General features: G+C 74.5%; 9 protein-coding genes. All 9 read right to left on the bottom strand.

All coding sequences use genetic code 11. The annotated features are described in order from the left end of the window. Nucleotides 1-21 precede the first annotated feature (21 nt). The 9 genes from B5Y66_RS05615 to B5Y66_RS05570 are packed head-to-tail and all read right to left on the bottom strand — an operon-like array spanning nucleotide 22 to nucleotide 15,863. Complete coding sequence (locus tag B5Y66_RS05615) at nucleotides 22-4,503, bottom strand: FtsK/SpoIIIE domain-containing protein (RefSeq protein ID WP_079572310.1); 4,482 nt, start codon at nucleotides 4,501-4,503, stop codon at nucleotides 22-24. A gap of 1 nt (nucleotide 4,504) precedes the next feature. Next, nucleotides 4,505-5,203 (bottom strand): hypothetical protein, encoded by a 699-nt coding sequence (locus B5Y66_RS05610; RefSeq protein WP_079572308.1) that lies wholly within the window; start codon nucleotides 5,201-5,203, stop codon nucleotides 4,505-4,507. Then, a complete protein-coding gene (locus tag B5Y66_RS05605) occupies nucleotides 5,203-6,897 on the bottom strand; it encodes a protein kinase domain-containing protein (RefSeq protein ID WP_079572306.1) in 1,695 nt (564 codons plus the stop codon). Before B5Y66_RS05605 ends, B5Y66_RS05610 begins: the two co-directional genes overlap by 1 nt. Before the next feature lie 7 nt (nucleotides 6,898-6,904). Continuing rightward, a complete protein-coding gene (locus tag B5Y66_RS05600) occupies nucleotides 6,905-8,662 on the bottom strand; it encodes an FHA domain-containing protein (RefSeq protein ID WP_139820748.1) in 1,758 nt (585 codons plus the stop codon). After that, on the bottom strand, nucleotides 8,659-9,522 hold the full coding sequence (locus B5Y66_RS05590) for a PP2C family protein-serine/threonine phosphatase (RefSeq protein ID WP_079572301.1): 864 nt from the start codon (nucleotides 9,520-9,522) through the stop codon (nucleotides 8,659-8,661). The genes B5Y66_RS05600 and B5Y66_RS05590 overlap by 4 nt, the downstream gene beginning before the upstream one ends. Further along, nucleotides 9,519-11,111, bottom strand: coding sequence for an RDD family protein (locus tag B5Y66_RS05585; protein WP_079572299.1), 1,593 nt, complete (start codon nucleotides 11,109-11,111; stop codon nucleotides 9,519-9,521). The genes B5Y66_RS05590 and B5Y66_RS05585 overlap by 4 nt, the downstream gene beginning before the upstream one ends. Then, nucleotides 11,108-13,603 carry a DUF3488 and transglutaminase-like domain-containing protein gene (locus B5Y66_RS05580; RefSeq protein WP_079572297.1) on the bottom strand — a complete coding sequence of 832 codons (2,496 nt, stop codon included), beginning with the start codon at nucleotides 13,601-13,603 and terminating at the stop codon, nucleotides 11,108-11,110. Before B5Y66_RS05580 ends, B5Y66_RS05585 begins: the two co-directional genes overlap by 4 nt. Then, on the bottom strand, nucleotides 13,600-14,895 hold the full coding sequence (locus B5Y66_RS05575) for a DUF58 domain-containing protein (RefSeq protein ID WP_079572294.1): 1,296 nt from the start codon (nucleotides 14,893-14,895) through the stop codon (nucleotides 13,600-13,602). The genes B5Y66_RS05580 and B5Y66_RS05575 overlap by 4 nt, the downstream gene beginning before the upstream one ends. Next, nucleotides 14,892-15,863 (bottom strand): AAA family ATPase, encoded by a 972-nt coding sequence (locus B5Y66_RS05570; RefSeq protein ID WP_079572291.1) that lies wholly within the window; start codon nucleotides 15,861-15,863, stop codon nucleotides 14,892-14,894. Before B5Y66_RS05570 ends, B5Y66_RS05575 begins: the two co-directional genes overlap by 4 nt. Nucleotides 15,864-15,910 lie beyond the last annotated feature (47 nt).

Here is a 15,910-nt window from a genome sequence, read left to right as displayed (position 1 = left end):
GCCCTCCCCATCCCGTGCCCGTCAGCCCGGCAGGGCGACGTGGATCTTGGCGGCGCGCCCCGCGGTGATGAGGAACCCGCGGCCGGGCGGGAAGTCCTTGCGCCGCATGCGCCCCAGCGGGGTGTTCATCAGGGTGTCGCCGTCCGTGTCGCCCGGCGTCAGCAGGATGCCGTTGCGCCCGGACTTGAACGGCCCTGCCAGGGTGAACGCCTTCGACCAGGTCGACGACTCCGACTCGCCCACCACGAAGTGCTCCTTGCGCACCGCGAGCTTCACGAACGCCTCGAGGGGCTTCTCCGCCGGGGTGCCCGTGAGCTCCGTGTAGTTCTCGATCATCACGGCGAGCCCGCCGGGGGCGACGCTCTCCGCGTTCAACAGCTCCGTGAGCTCCTTCAGGAGCTCGACGACGTCCTCCGGGTTGGCCGCCTGCTGGTCCCACAGGTCCAGGGCACCCAGGCTCGTGCGCCGGGAAGACAGGTACACCAGGCGCGTGCCGCCCTTGCGACGCAGCGCGGTCGCGAGCGTCACGAACGCCGTCGTGCGCCCCGACCCGGGCGGGCCGGACAGCATGAACGGCGAGCGCAGCGGCAGGCCGACGGGCGTGATGTCCAGGTCGCGCAGGCCGATCGTCGCGAGCTCGCCCGTGCGCACGGGCAGCGTGTCCAGCGTGAAGTTGTCGGGCAGCCGCGCGATGCCGGGCGCCTGCACGGTGCCCATGCGCCGCATCGTCTGCTCGAGCTTGGCCAGCTCACGCGACTGCACGGCTCCGTTCGGGTCGCCGCCGAGCACCGCGACCTGAGCCTCCTGACCGTGCATGATCGCGCGGCCGGGCGCCGACGCGGGCGTCAGCACGTCCTTGGGGACGTTGAGCATCATGTAGTCGTCCTCGCGCGCCATGCGGTGCACGATCCGCTTCTGCACGGTGGACGCCAGCGCCGGCGGCACCGCCACCGCGCGGTCGCCCGACATCACCAGGTGGATGCCCACCGGGCGGCCGTCCGTGGCGAGCTGCGAGAACGCGCCGTAGACCGAGAACCCGCGGCCGGCGAAGATCTCGTAGTTGTCGCGGAACGACCCGATGCCGTCCACCAGCACGATGATGCGCGGCTCGTCCGGCCGGTTCGCGATGCGGCGGTACTCGTCGATCGTGCTCGCCCGCACGTCCGCGTAGCGCGCGGAACGCTCGTCGAGCATCTCGGTGAGCCGGCGCATGAGGCGCGACACGCGCTCCTCGTCGTCGCCGGAGATGACCGCACCGACGTGCGGGAGGCTCTCCAGCATCGACAGGCCGCCGGAGCCGCAGTCGATGCCGTACACCTGGACGGGGCCGCCACGGGCCGTGAGGCCCGCGGACACCGCGATCGTGCGCAGCGTGGTGCTCTTGCCGGTACCACCAGTGCCGTACACGGCCAGGTTGCCGTCCAGGTCCGGCTCGTAGTGCACGGTCGGCTGGGCCTGTCCGTGCGGGTCGTCCCGCACGCCGAGCAGCAGGCGCGAGTCCGTGCGCGGGTTGGGCAGCAGGGCCAGGTCGTAGGTGGCGGCCAGCTCCTCGAGCCAGGGCTTGCGGGGCGCGGGCACGCCGGCGCTCGACGCCGCGTACCGGATCGTCGCCACCATCCGGGCGATGTCGTTGGGCCCAGGGTCCCCGTCGTCGTCGGCCCGGGCGACCGTCGGCATCTCCCAGCGGCGCCCCGTGCCGAAGTCCATCTCCTCGACGTCGATCGGCGACGGCTCCGGCTCGTCCTTCGTCCAGCCGCCGGCATAGCCGGTCTGGAAGGTCGTGAGGCGGCCCGGGCCGGTCTTCGCGGCCCCGCGTCCGGGGATCGACGGCGGGAAGTGCGCCGCCATCTTGTCGCCGAGCACGTCCTTGGAGTCCGACTCGTCGGCCATCCGCAGCGCGATGCGCAGGTTGGTGTTGGCGCGCAGGTTGTCCTTGATGACGCCCGCGGGCCGCTGGGTCGCGAGGATGAGGTGCAGGCCGAGCGACCGGCCACGCTGGGCGACGTCGACGACGCCGTCCACGAACTCGGGGACCTCGCCCACCAGCGCGGCGAACTCGTCCACCACGATGATGAGGCTCGGCGGCGCCTCCGGGTCGCCGGTGCGCTCCAGGGACGCGAGGTCCTTCGCCTTCTTCCGGTTCAGCAGGTGCTCGCGGTAGTGCAGCTCCGCGCGCAACGACGACAGCGCGCGGCGCACGAGGTGCGGCGACAGGTCGGTGACCAGGCCCACGGTGTGCGGCAGGTGCACGCAGTCGGCGAACGCCGCGCCGCCCTTGTAGTCCACGAACAGGAAGGTCACGCGGTCCGGGCTGTGCGCGGCCGCCATGCCCAGCACCCACGACTGCAGGAACTCGGACTTGCCGGCGCCGGTGGTGCCGCCCACCAGCGCGTGCGGGCCCTGGGTACGCAGGTCGAGGTAGAACTGCTCGACGCCGTTGTGGCCGATGAGCGCGCGCAGGTTGGTCGGCGTCTTGCGCCGCACCGGCGGCGAGCCGTCGCGGGGGGTGAGCGAGAGGTTCTCGCTCCACCGCTCGACCACCCCGGCCGCGTCGGAGCCCAGGTCGGTGCCGGCCAGGGCCAGGTACGACACCGAGCGCGGCAGGTCGGACTCGTCGTCCACGGGCGCGCCCACGTCGACGACGGGCGACAGGATGCGCGCGACCTCCGCCGCCGTCGCGAGGTCCGCCGCCTCGCAGCGCACCGGGAAGGCGAGGCGCCCGTAGTGCACCTCGCCCGTCATGCCCGCGCCGGCGCCGTCCTGCCCGTCGAGGAGCACGAACGTGCGGCACGCGGCCGGGAGCTGCTCGACGGTCGGGGCCACCCACACGACGTGCACGTTGGCCTTGGGCCCGCGCTCCGTGAGGCGTACCAGCCGCGACCGCTCGAGCGGCGTGTCGTCCTCGATGAGCACGACGACCGCCGGCAGCACCGGCTTGGGCGCCGCCTCGCCGCGGTCCTTCTCGGCGTCGCGCTCGCCGTCCAGGGGCGGAGGCCCGTCGAGGCTGACGCCGCGCGACTCGATGAGGTCCTCGAGCCGGGTGAGCAGCGCGAGCCCACGGCCCGGGTCGGCCGCCAGGTGGTCCGACGTGCCCAGCGGGCTGTGCGGGGAGCCGGTGTGCGGCACCCACTGCAGCCACTCCCAGTCCTCGCGGGAGCGGTGCGACGTCAGGGCCGTGACCACGACCTCCGACGGCGAGTGCAGCGCCACCATCTGCAGCAGCGCGGCGCGCGCCACGGACTCGACCGTCCCGGCCGGCCCCGCGAGGCCGACGTTGCCGCCGTACCGCAGGGCGCCGACGGCGGGCACGTCGTCGATCACCGAGCAGCGCGCCTGCAGCTCGAGCACCCGTTCCCAGTGCTCCGGGATCGCTTCGTTCTCCCGCGGCTCGGTGAACTCGGTGCGCGAGGGCGCGCTGCCCATCCCGAGCCGCAGCGTGAGGAAGCCACGGTGCTCGGGACGGTGCGTCCACATGAGCCCGCCGAGGCGGCGCACGGCGTCGATCGACTCCGCGAGGGACGGCACCTCCGCCATCCGGACCGCGCGCTCGACGGCGTGCGTCCGGGCGATGCGTTCCTGGGTGGCGGTGACGGCCTCCTCGAACAGCTCGGCGGCCCGCTCGAAGTCCTTCTTCCGCGCGATCCGGCGGTCGTAGTAGACGCCCAGCATGATCAGCGGGCTCATGAACATGAACACGAGCATCCGCGGGTTGTTGAAGAACGCGAACATCACGAGGCCCATGAGGGCGGGCGCCAGCATGGGGAGCCACGGCAGCCGCCCCGGCGGCACGGGCTTCGGCGGCTTGGGGGCGGTGATCTTGTGCTCACCGAACCGGGCCACCACCCGCGGCGACCGGTTGAACTCGACGACCGGGCTGGTCGGGGCCAGGCTCGTGGACCGGTGCAGCGACACGACGGACATCACCGTCTGGCCCACGGTCACCGTGTCGGAGGAGGTGAGCGCCGAGCGGGTCATCCGCTTGCCGCCCATCTCCAGCCCGTTCGCGGAGTCGAGGTCGTGGATCTCGATCTGCTCGCCCACGATGACGCGGGCGTGCCGCTTCGAGACCTGCGGGTCCTGCAGGCGGATGTCCATGCCCCGGTCGCGCCCCAGGTAGGACGTGCCGACCGGCAGGTGGAACTCGCGCCCGGCGTCCGGGCCCTCGAGCACCCGCAGGACGGCGACGGCCGCACCGCGGTCCTGGCCCGCGTGCACGAACTGGTCGGACAGCCGCACGATCGACACGCCGGAGCCGGACCGCAGGCCCGCCTGGACGACGTCGCTGGTCGGGGTGAGCACGCGGCCGGCCGTGACCGTGTGCTGGGCGGCGCCGTCGCCGACGACCTGGAGGGTCAGGTTGTCCGGGGCGGCCGCGCCGCGGCGGCCCGGGTCGCCGGAGTACAGCGCCTCCGCGACGTCGCGGACGGTCGCGGTGGCGTCCGCGGTGACCGCGACGTCGACGGCGGAGGCGTCCGACCGGTGCAGGGTGAGCTTGATGCGCACGTCAGGCGTCGTCCTTCTGGTCGAGGAGGGGGAGGTCCTGCGGGGTCACGAGGCGGGAGGTCACTGCGTGCTCCACGAGGCGGGCGCGCCGGTTCGTGGCCGCACCGCCCGGGCCGCCGCGCAGCCCCTTGACCCCGATCCGGTCGAGCTTGTCGCAGACGTTGTCGAGCTTGCGGTTGAACCGCGTTGTGGTCCAGCCGAGCCGCCGCGCCGCGTCGGCGCTGGACGGGATCTCGCTGAGGCCCGTGCCCTCGCGCCGCAGCATCGGCTCGGCGAGCGCGACGATGAGCTGCCGCTGGCTGACCGTGAACTGCACCGCGCCGATCGTGGTGTCGCCGCTGCCCGGGTCGTCCTCCGGGTACACCTCGTGGTACGGCGCGTCCGTGAGCGACACCGTCATCTCGTACGTGGTGGGGCCGGCCGTGAACACGATGGCCGTGTGGGGCAGGACGATCGGCAGGCGGCGACCCGGCGGCAGCCAGGACTGCACGCCGCCGCGGGCGTCGCTCACCGTGGCGGCGATGTTCGAGCCGGTGTTGGTGAGCCACCAGATGTCGCCGTCGCACGTGACGCGGAGGAACCGGCGGTGCAGGTACAGGTTGTCGTCGATCGCCAGCTCGCCCTCGCGCCCGATGTCGAACGGGGCGTCCGGCGACGGGCGGAACCACTCGCCGCAGAACTCGATCGCCAGCTCGCCCATCAGCCGGTCGTCTCCTCGCTCGCGTCGGCGCCCGCCAGCACGCACGTGCGCTGCGCCTCCGACGCGCTGGAGCCGCGGATCACGACGACCTCCACGCACACGTCCTGCGACTTGTCCGCCGCGACGCTCGCCGTCGCCTTCTCGGTCTGCGTGTACTGGGACTCCGACGACAGCGAGAGCTCCTTCCACCCGAAGGTGTCGCCCTCCTCCGCCTCGCGCGGCGCCTCCCAGGTCACGACGACCTTCTTGCCCTCGACGGTCGCCTGCAGCTCCTGGACCGGCGGCACGTAACCGCCGATCGGGTCGGCCGGGGCCGCCGTCTGCGACGTCCCCGGGTCCGTCACGGACGGGCCGCCCTCGTCGTCGCCGCTCAGCCACCAGATCAGCCCGCCGATCCCCAGCACCAGGACCGACCCGATCGCGACGAGCAGCCACGCCCAGCGCGAGGCCGTGGAGGCCTCGGCGTCCGCTTCCGCGTCCTCGGTGGCAGCCGCAGGGCGCTCGGTACGGAACACCGTCTCGTCCACGAGCAGGTCGGACTGCTGCCCCGTGCCGTCGACCGTGGGCACCAGCCCCGGCGACGGCGACGCGGTGGCGGGCACCGACCAGCCGGACGTGCCGCCGGTGGCGGCGAGCCCGACGGGCGAGGCCTGCGGCGCGCCCGTGCCCGCCGGGGCCGCGGGGGCCGGGGCGAACGGGACCGAGGCGGCGGGCGGCGCCGCGAAGCTCGACGAGCCGCCGCCGCGCTGGTCCGGGTCGATCGCGCGGACCCGGTTCATCCGGGTGCCCTCGGCCTCGTCCTCGTCCTCGAGCACCAGGCCGGTCTCGTCGAGCAGGTCGATGGGGGTCATGTCGCGTGCCAGCTCGACCTGCACCTGCTGCACGGCGCGCGCGAACGACAGCGCCGTGGGGTACCGCGACTCGGGGCGCTTCGCCATCGCGATGCGCAGCACCCGCTCGAGCGACTCGGGGACGTCACCGCGCCCGATCTCCGCCAGCGGCGCGGTCGCGATCCGGCCCATGAGGTCGGCCGACGAGTTCGAGCCGCCCGGCACCTCGAACGGGGTCCGCCCCGCGAGCAGGGTGTAGCAGGTGGCGCCCAGAGCCCAGACGTCGGTCGCGATGCCGCTCACGGGCGGGTCGCCGAACGACTCGGGCGGCGACCACGGGATCGACATGCCCTCCGCCGCGGAGGCGGCGTCCACCGTCGACGAGATGCCGAAGTCCGTCAGCGCGGGGTGCCCGAACTGCGTCACCAGGATGTTCGCCGGCTTGATGTCGCGGTGCAGGATGCCGAGCCGGTGCGACGTCTCGACGGCGCCCGCGATCTGGATCGTGGTGCGCATCGCCTCGGGCAGGGACATCCGCTCCGAGCGGTACCGCGCGCCCAGGTTGGGGCGCGAGCAGTACTCGAGCGCCAGGTACGGGCGCCCGTCGGGCGCCACCCCGGCCTCGTACATCGTGACGATCGAGGGGTGGTTACCCAGGGTCGCCATGAGGTCGGCCTCGGCGTCGAACGCCGTGCGCTGCGTGTCGCTGGACCACTCCTTGAGCAGCACCTTGACCGCCACCTGGCGGCGCGGTCGGTGCTGCTCGTAGAGGAAGACGTCGGAGAAGCCGCCGGTGCCGATGACCTTCCGGTACGTGTACCCGGGGATCTCCGGGGGCGCCGACGGCGCCCTCTTGCTGCTCATCCGTGCGTCACCAGATCCCTTCGAACGTGAGCGACACCCCGTCGCCGAGCTCCACCACGTCGCCGTCCACCACGATCTCCTTCTGGTTCGGGTGCAGGCGGCGCGGCTTCTGCCCGGCCCGCAGCAGGACGGTGCCGTTGGTCGTGGCCAGGTCCTCCACCAGGACGTGCCACTCCTCGAGCGTCACCTGGACGTGCGAGCGGGAGATGTCCTTCTGCGGGCTGGCCACCGCGACCATCCGCGGCATGCGGTCCGCCGACGTCGTGCTCGAGCGCGGCCGGCGGCCGACGACGACGTCGCGGTCCAGCTCGACCACCTGGTCGTCGTGGCCTCCGGGCTCGCTGGACGCGACCCGGACCCGGCCCAGCGGCGGCCGCGGGGCGAGCGCGGACTCCCCGTCCAGGGGGGTGCCGCACGTGCGGCACTGCCGCCGCGTCGGCGGGTTCGGGTGGCCCTGCGGGCAGGCCAGCGCCAGGACCTCGCGGGCTCCCGGCGCGGGGGGCGTGCCGAACTGCGGCACGGCCGCGCCGGCCGCCTCGCGCAGCGCCGCGAGGTCGGAGGACATGATCGTGTTCCCGTCGTGGTCGTCGACCGGGCCCGTCGGCGCGGGCGGGACCGCCCCGCCGCCGCGGGCGGGGTCGGAGGCCGCGTCGGACGGCGACACGGCGGCAGCACGCAGGGCGGCGCCCGGCGACGGGGTCGGACCCTTCGGCGCCAAGCCACCCAGGGGGACGCTCGCGATGAGCCCGTCCCCGGGCGGCGCGGGCGGGGCCGGCGGCTCGTCGGGCTCCACGGCGGGCGAGGCCTCGGCCTCGGAGGACGCGGGCGTCACCTCGGGTGCCTCGGCCGGGGGTTCCTCGCCCTCCTCGTCGTCCTCGGCGAGGCGCACGGCGGCGTCCTCGACGCTTCGGTAGACGGTGTCGCCGAAGAGGTGGTCGTAGTCGTCACCCGGTGCGGTGGGAGCCTCCACCGCGTCGTCGGGCACGGCGGGCGCGTCGTCGTGCGCGTCCCCCTCCGCGGGCTCCGACGCGTCGTCCGCGAACGGTGCCGCGATCGTCGCGAGCGGCACCGCCAGGAGCGGCTCACCGTCCGCCCCGCCGATGAGCGTCTCCTGCGACGGCACGGCGTCCACGACCGGGGCGGGCGGGGGCGGCGGCGTCGCGGGCCGCGCCTGGCCCGGCACGGGCCATGCGTCCGGGTCCGCGGTGGACGCCGATCCCCAGGGCGCAGGCGCCGGCGCGACCGGCGCGGCTCCCGTCAGTGCCTCAGCGGCCGGGGCGGCAGCGGCGGACCATGCCTCGGCGTCACTCCCGTCCAGGGACCGGCGCAGCACGGCGGCGCGGACCACCCCGCCCTGCACGGGCCACGACGTCGCGCCCGCGGGCGCGTCGGTCACGGCCAGCTCCACGGCGGTCACGTCGGTGACCACGCGCTCCGCCCACATCAGCACGCCCGCCCCCGAGACCTCGAGGTCCCCCGCGGCGGCGCGCACCGTCACCGCGGCCGCCGTGCCGCGCACCGCGACGCGCGCCTCGCGCTCGCGCGCGTCCAGCGTCACGACCGCGAACGGCGGCACCGCCGTCAGGCTGCCGGCCGCCTCCGTCAGCGCCCCCACGACCGACACGACGCCGCCCTGCTCGGGCGCCTCGAGCGCGTCCCAGAGCCGCGCCACGACCTCCGCGTCCACCGGCGTCGGCAGCAGCACCACCGTGTCCCCACGGACCACCGCCTGCGCCGCGCCCTCGACATATCGCACCGTCATCATGCTTCGACCTCCTGCCCCCCGGTCATCGAGGCCCTCCCCCAGGCGCCGTCCGGCGTCGGGATGGTGTCCTCGTCGTCCAGCACGTGCCCGCTGCGCGGGCTGGTCGCCGTCTCGTCGGTGCAGTCCTCGACGTTCGTCACGTCGACCACGACGACCGTGATGTTGTCGCGGCCCCCGGCCGCGACCGCCTCCTCCACGAGCCTGCCCGCCGCCCGCTGCGGGTCGGGGTGCTCCAGCAGCACCTGGGCGATGCGCGCGTCGGTGAGCTCGACGGTCAGCCCGTCCGAGCACACCAGCACCCGGTCGCCGGCGGCGACCGGGACGTAGCGGAAGTCGGGCGCCGGGGCGGAGTCCGCCCCGAGCGCCCGGGTCACGACGTTCCGGCGCGGGTGCCGCCGTGCCTCCTGCGCCGTGAGCATGCCCGCGTCGACCAGCTCCTGGACCTCGGAGTGGTCGACGCTGACCTGGTCCAGGACGCCGCCCGACATGAGGTAGGTGCGGGAGTCCCCGACGTTCACGAACAGCCAGTACGGCACGTCGTCCTGCTCGGAGACGAGCGCCCCGGTCAGCGTGGTGCCCGCGCCCCGCCCGGACGGGCCGGTGTCGATCGCGCGCACGCGCGACTGCGCGACGGCGACCAGCTCGGCGACCCTGTCGGCGTCCACGCCCCGCTGGTCCCGCAGCTCACCGAGCGTGTCCAGCGCCACGGCGCTGGCGACCTCGCCCGCGTCGTGGCCGCCCATGCCGTCCGCCACGAGGAACACCCCGCCGCCGGCGAGGTAGCCGTCCTCGTTGACCTTGCGCCGGCGCCCGACGTGGGAGGAGCTCCCCCAGGACAGGGCCAGCGTGTCGACCGTCATGCGCGGCCCCCCGGGTGGACGACGATGCGGCGGTCGCCCACGTGGATCGTGGCGCCCACCGGCACACGCACGCGCGCCCCGGGCTCCGCCACGCGCGGCGGCAGCCCGGCCACAGAGATCACCGTGCCGTTGGTGGAGCCGCGGTCGTTGAGCCACAGGCCCGCCGAGTCCACGTCCAGGTCCGCGTGGTTCTTCGACACCGACCGCGTCGGGTCGTCGACGCGGACCAGGATCACCGGCTCGCCGGCCGACGCCTCCGGGTTGCGGCCGATCCGCGCCGGGCCGTCCACGACGTGCCGGTCGCCCGACTCCAGCTCGAGCTCGACCGCCACGACCGGCGCCGGGCGCAGCTCCTGGCGCTGGGCGCGCGACTGCATGCGCGTCTCGAAGCTCGTGTGCTCCTCCACCTCCGAGACGGGCGCCTCGGGCGCCTGGTGCGCCACCGGCTGCGCGGGCGCCGGCTGCTGCGGCGGCGCCACCTGCTGCGGCTGCGGGGCCACCTGCTGCGGCTGCGGGGCCCCGGCACCGGGGACGCCGGTGATGAGGCTCCCGGGCCCGACCGCCGACGCCGGCTGCTGGTAGGCGGGGGCGGCGTACGGGTCGTGCACGCCCGGCGGAGGGCTCGCCGGCGACTGTCCCGGCTGCTGCACCACCGGCTGCTGCACGACGGGCTGGCTCACGGGCTGCTGCGCGACCGGCTGGACCACCGGCTGCTGCGTGACCGGCTGGGCCACCGGCTGCTGCGCGGCCGGGGCGGCCGGCCTGGCCGCCGGGCCGCCGCTGGCAGGCGCGAAGCTCGCCGTCCTGGGCGCCGCGGCGCGCTGCATCGCGCGCCGGTCCACGACGACGGCCTTCCCGGCCTTGTCTTGCCAGCCCTGCTTGCGGCCGCCGCCGTCCCACAGAGGGCTGAGCTGCACGAGGAGCGTGCCGAAGAACGGCACCAGCCCGCAGGCCGCCACGACCAGGTAGCGCAGGAAGGCGCGGCCCACGCCGATCGGCATGCCGCCGCCGTCGGCGCGCTGCGTGCGGATGCCCATGATCAGGTTGCCGAGGGTCTTGCCGGTGCGGCCCTCCCAGATCAGCATGGCCAGCCAGTAGAGCCCCGCCGCCGCGGAGGCCAGGCCCGCGACCGTGAGGATCTGTGCCACCAGGGGCGCGAACTGCGGGTCGCCCGCCGTGATGACGCCGGACGAGGGCAGGTCGACCGTGGAGAAGCCGATGCCGTACACGATCCCGAAGAGCACCCCCGCCACGACGCCGTCGAGCAGGAACGCCACGATGCGCCGGCCGACGTGCGCGTACACGGGCGCGACCTCCACCTCGGGCGCCGCCGGGCGCTGGTAGGCAGGCACCTGGGTGGCCGTCATCATCTCGGGCTCCGTGGTGCCGGTGTGCACCAGGGACACCTGCCCGGGCGGGCCGGCGACGCTGCCCGCGCCGTCGTGCGCGCGCTGCAGCGCGCCCTGGGGCGGGCCCGCCGGCGTCTCGACCGGCCTGCCCGTGCGCGGGAACGCCCGCCCGCACACGGCGCAGAACGGCGCGCCCGCCCGCTGCGTGGACCCGCAGCCGGCGCACAGCACGTCACTCATCTCTTCTCCTTGTTCCTGGAGACGTTCCTGGAGACGATCCTCGATCCGACCCCGGCGACCTTTCCGCCGACGTCCCGCGCGAACCGGCCGAGCGCCCGCCCGGGCCGCCACGTCGCACGCGCACGCAGGGACCGCAGGGACAGCGCCGCGAAGACCCGGCGGCGCCGATCGACACCGGACCGCACCCCCGCGACGAGCTCGTCCACCTCGCGCCAGAAGTCCTCCGCCTCCGTGGCACTGGGCTCGCCCTCCCCGAAGACGCCTGCGTCCGCGCGGTGGGCGAGTGCGAGCGTACCGGGCGCCCGGTACTGCTCGGCGATCACGTACGCGCCCTCCCGCCGCGTCGCCGACGCGGGCACGGTGCTGCCCAGGTCGGTGGCCACGTCGACCACCTCGCGCCAGCCGCCGCTGATGCGGGCGGTGACGTCCTCGGCCGTGCGCCGCTTGGTCCGGCGTCGCGCCTTGTACGCCAGGATCGCGACGATCGGGCCGCCGATCAGCAGCAGCGGGATGCCCACGATCAGCACGACCAGGCCCACGAGGCGCCAGTCGAAGGCGTCGTTCTCGGCCTCCTCCTCGTCGTCCTCGACCGTGCCGGCCTCGACCCGCTCGGGCTCCTCCGGCGGCTCCGGCTCCTGGAGCACCGGCGGCTTCGGCACCTGCTCGGACTTGGGCTCCGGCTGGATCTGCGGCTTCTGCTCGGGCACGGCCTCGATCGCGGCCCACCCGTACTCCGAGGTCGGCACCTCGACCCAGGCATGCACGTCGCTGCCCAGCACCGTCCACGGCTCGCCGGCCGTGTAGTTGCTGTCCTTGCCGGGGTAGAAGCCCATGACGACGCGCGCCGGGATGCCGGCCTGCCGCGCCATGAGGGCGAGCGCGACGGCGAACTGCTCGTCGTCGCCGACCATCTTCTCCTGCTGCACCAGCGTGTCGACCCGCTCCGCGGAGTGGCCCGGCCGCGACGGGTACTGGCCCTCGAGCCCGCTGGACAGGACGCCCGACGCCGCGAGGGCGTCGCGGATGAGGAACAGCTTGGTGGCCGGGTCGGTCTCCTCCCCGGCGAACTGCACCGCCTTCGCCGGCAGCCCCGGCGGCAGCGCCGACTGGTCCGTCTCCGGCAGGTCCGCGCCCACGATCGTCGCCTTCTTGAGGTCGTCCTCCGACGGCTCCTCCGTGACGATCGTGTCGAGGCTGTAGGTGTCGCCGGGGCGCACACCCGCCGTCGTGAGGACGGTGCCCGTGGTCGAGTTGTAGTACGAGCCCTCGTCCTGCGCCCGCGCGTTCTCGTCCGTCCAGGTGATGCCCGTGAGCGCCCCGAACTGCGGCACCCACACGCCGTCGTAGCCCGTCACGGTGACGTCCACCTGCTGCGGCGTGCCCTCCGCGGCGGTCGCGATGGTCGAGCCGACCCGGCTGTACACGCCGGTGTCGCCACCGGTCCCGGAGGCGTCGTAGACCACCCCGTCGTAGCGGTCGAGCGCGGCCAGCCGCACGCGGCCGTCCTCGGGCAGGTCGCTCACCGTGAACAGCTCGTCCTCCCGCTGCTCCTTCACGATGTGGCGGAACCCGACGAGCGGGCTCGCGTACCGGTGCAGGTCGAGCGGCGGCACGATCGTCTCGCGCAGCACGGACCGTGGCTGGGACGGCATGATCGCCGGCGCCACGAAGGCCGCGGTCAACGCCGCGACCCCGAGGATCACGGCGCCCGTGCGCACCCGGTACCAGCGCAGCCGACGGGTGGCCTCCTCGCTCTGCTCGGTGCTGATCGAGTGGGTCCCGACCCGCGCCTCCATCGCCCGCACGCCGCCCCACAGCAGGCCGACGAGGGCGATCGTGATGCCCTGGGCGACCGGCAGCGCCGCGTCGAGCGTGCCCAGCAGGATGACGCCGACGAACCCGACCAGCACGGGGACCAGCGCCCACACCGCGTGCCGGGCGCGCCAGGCGATCGTGCCGGCGGTGAGCGCCACGAGCAGCATCAGCAGGTACGGCACGACCGCGAGCTCGGGGAACGAGCTCATGGGCGGCACCGTGGTGATGAACTGCTTCCAGCCCTCGACCGCGCCGATCAGCAGGTCGTGAAGGGTCTGCAGGCTCGGCAGGACGCCGCCGATCGCGTCCTGCGGCAGCGCGAGGACCGCGCCGAACAGCAGGTACGCGACCACGGCGACCGCCAGCACCAGCACGGCCGGGAACCGGCGCCACGCGCCGAGCCAGGCGACGCCCAGGCCGACGACGGCGCCCCCGGCGGCAGGCAGCACGTAGCCGGCCGACCCCCAGACGGGGCCGAAGCCGACCGCGACGGCCGCGAGCAGCACGACGAGCGCCGCCAGGTCGACCAGGGCGAGCCGCGACGTCGCGCGGGGACGCGACGCCTCCTTGCGGCGCGTCGTGCCGCGACCGAGGCCGGTGCCGGTGCGCAGCGCGTCGTCGCTCGCGCCCTCCCCCGACCAGGCCCGGCGCCCGCCACGTGTGGTCTCGTCGTTCATGACTCGCTCATCTTCTTCAGCGCGATCGGCAGGTCGCCCAGCCGTCCGAGGGTCAGGACGCCGACCTCGGCGATGTTGTGCCGCGCCAGGTTCGCGCCCGGCACGCACTGGATCGCCATGACGTTCACCCCCACGGGCAGGCGGGCGGAGGCCGAGCGCAGCTCGGTCGGGGTCACGCGGCTGCCGAGCACGAACGCGATCACCGACGCGTCGGCGGCGGTGTTCCCCGCCGCGCGGGCGAGGTCGACCAGCGCGCGGCGCGACGGCTCCAGCTCCACGCGCGACAGGTCGTCGAGCAGGCGGGTGTGGTGGTCGCCGCGCAGGCTGCCGGACTGCACCAGCACCGTGACCCCGCGGTCCTCCTTGATGGCCTGCAGGCCGAGCGACCCGCACACCGAGACGGCGAGCTCGAACTCGTCGTCGTTCGCGTAGTCCTCGGCGCGGGTGGAGAGCAGCACCGCGAGGTGCGAGCGCCGCGTCTCCTCGAACTGGCGCACCATGAGCGTGCCCGTCCGGGCCGTGGTCTTCCAGTGGATGTGCCGCAGGTCGTCTCCCGCCACGTACTCGCGCAGGGCGTGGAACGACACGTCGGAGTCGGTGATGTCCCTGGTGGCGCGGCCCTCGAGGTCGCGCAGGTAGCCGGTGGACGCCCCCGCCAGGTTCTGCACCTGCGGGTGCACGAACAGCTCCTGCTCGTCCGTCCACGTCACCTCGCGGCGCAGCAGCCCGATCGGGTCGGCGCGCACGGACTTCACGGGGCCGACCGTGATGACGCCGCGGCGCCGGGTCGGGATCCGGAAGATCTCCTCGTGCGTCCCGCCGCCGCGCAGCCGCGGCACCGGGAACGCGGCGGTGCCACGCCCCACGGGCAGCTCCATCACCGACGGCAGGATCGGCCGCGACGCGGAGTTGCGGACGTCGAGCCGGCCCACGGCCGGGTCACCCACGGTCACGCGCGACTGGGTGAGCGTGAGGGAGACCTCGTACCGCAGGCGCCCCAGCACGAACCCGATCGCCGCGAGGAGCGCGACCGTGAGCACGACCGCGCCCACGAGCACCTCGAGCCAGCCCAGGACGAGCCCGGCCACCCACGCCCCCACGCACACGACCAGCACGGCCACGCCGAAGGTCGAGAACGCCTGCGTCACGGGGGCGCACGCGCGCACGACCGTGGCCCAGCGTGCGGCGACGGCCCGGGACGCCCGCACCCACCAGCGTCCCAGCGTGTTTCCGACGGTGTCCCGCCCGGCCGTGCGGCCGGCCGGGGACGCCGAGGTCGATGTCGAGGTCATACCGCGGCGCGCTCCTGCGGCGCGGCGACGTCGGCGAGGATCCGCGCGAGCACGACCTCGGCCCGGGCGCCGGTGAACTCGGCCTCCGGGTCGAGCACGAATCGGTGCGCCCAGACGGGCTGCGCGAGCTGCTTGACGTCGTCGGGCAGCACGTAGTTGCGCCCGTGCGCGGCCGCCCACACCTTGCAGCACCGCACCAGGGCGAGCGCGCCTCGGACGGACACGCCGATCCGGGCCTCGGGGGCGTTGCGGGTCTCCTCGGCGAGACGGCTCACGTACTCGAGCACCGCGGAGTCCGTGTGGACGGCGGCACCGAGCGTCGCCATCTCCGTGACCGCCTGCGTCGTGATGATCGGCTGCAGCGCCTGGCTGCGGTCGCGCACGGACGCGCCGGTCAGGATCTCCACCGTGGACGCGTGGTCCGGGTAGCCCACCGACGTCTTCATGAGGAAGCGGTCGAGCTGCGCCTCGGGCAGGCGGTACGTGCCGGCCTGCTCGATCGGGTTCTGCGTCGCGATGACCATGAACGGGCGGCCCACGTCGTGCGTGACGCCGTCCACGGTGACGCGGCTCTCCTCCATGACCTCCAGCAGCGCGGACTGCGTCTTCGGCGAGGCACGGTTGATCTCGTCGGCCAGCACGATGGAGGCGAAGATCGGGCCCTTGCGGAACTCGAACTCGTGCGTGCGCTGGTCGTAGATCGTCACGCCCGTGACGTCGGACGGCAGCAGGTCCGGCGTGAACTGGATGCGGTTGTGCGAGCCCTGCACGGAGGCCGCGATGGCGCGCGCCATCGCCGTCTTGCCCGTGCCCGGGGCGTCCTCCAGCAGGAGGTGCCCCTCGGCCAGCATGCAGGTGAGCGCGAGGCGCACCACCGGCGCCTTGCCCAGGACAGCCTGCCCCACGTTGCCGACGAGGCGCTCGAACGTCTGGGCGAACCAGGCGGCCTGCTCGGGGGTCATCGTCATCTCGGTGTTCCTTCGTGCTCGTTGTCTCGGGGGGTCGTGGTCCGGCT

This window comes from Krasilnikoviella flava (assembly GCF_900167525.1).
In the GTDB taxonomy this organism is placed as follows: domain Bacteria; phylum Actinomycetota; class Actinomycetes; order Actinomycetales; family Cellulomonadaceae; genus Isoptericola; species Isoptericola flavus.
The sequence above is the reverse complement of the archived record's forward strand: the minus strand, read 5'-3'. Positions and strand labels throughout refer to the sequence as shown.

What these genes read in the sequence shown, in the direction of transcription:
- B5Y66_RS05590 (WP_079572301.1), bottom strand. Translation starts at nt 9,522, where the DNA reads ATGACGGTCGACACGCTGGCCCTGTCCTGGGGGAGCTCCTCCCACGTC.
- B5Y66_RS05580 (WP_079572297.1), bottom strand. Translation starts at nt 13,603, where the DNA reads ATGAACGACGAGACCACACGTGGCGGGCGCCGGGCCTGGTCGGGGGAG.
- B5Y66_RS05570 (WP_079572291.1), bottom strand. Translation starts at nt 15,863, where the DNA reads ATGACGATGACCCCCGAGCAGGCCGCCTGGTTCGCCCAGACGTTCGAG.
- B5Y66_RS05610 (WP_079572308.1), bottom strand. Translation starts at nt 5,203, where the DNA reads ATGGGCGAGCTGGCGATCGAGTTCTGCGGCGAGTGGTTCCGCCCGTCG.
- B5Y66_RS05605 (WP_079572306.1), bottom strand. Translation starts at nt 6,897, where the DNA reads ATGAGCAGCAAGAGGGCGCCGTCGGCGCCCCCGGAGATCCCCGGGTAC.
- B5Y66_RS05600 (WP_139820748.1), bottom strand. Translation starts at nt 8,662, where the DNA reads ATGATGACGGTGCGATATGTCGAGGGCGCGGCGCAGGCGGTGGTCCGT.
- B5Y66_RS05575 (WP_079572294.1), bottom strand. Translation starts at nt 14,895, where the DNA reads ATGACCTCGACATCGACCTCGGCGTCCCCGGCCGGCCGCACGGCCGGG.
- B5Y66_RS05585 (WP_079572299.1), bottom strand. Translation starts at nt 11,111, where the DNA reads ATGAGTGACGTGCTGTGCGCCGGCTGCGGGTCCACGCAGCGGGCGGGC.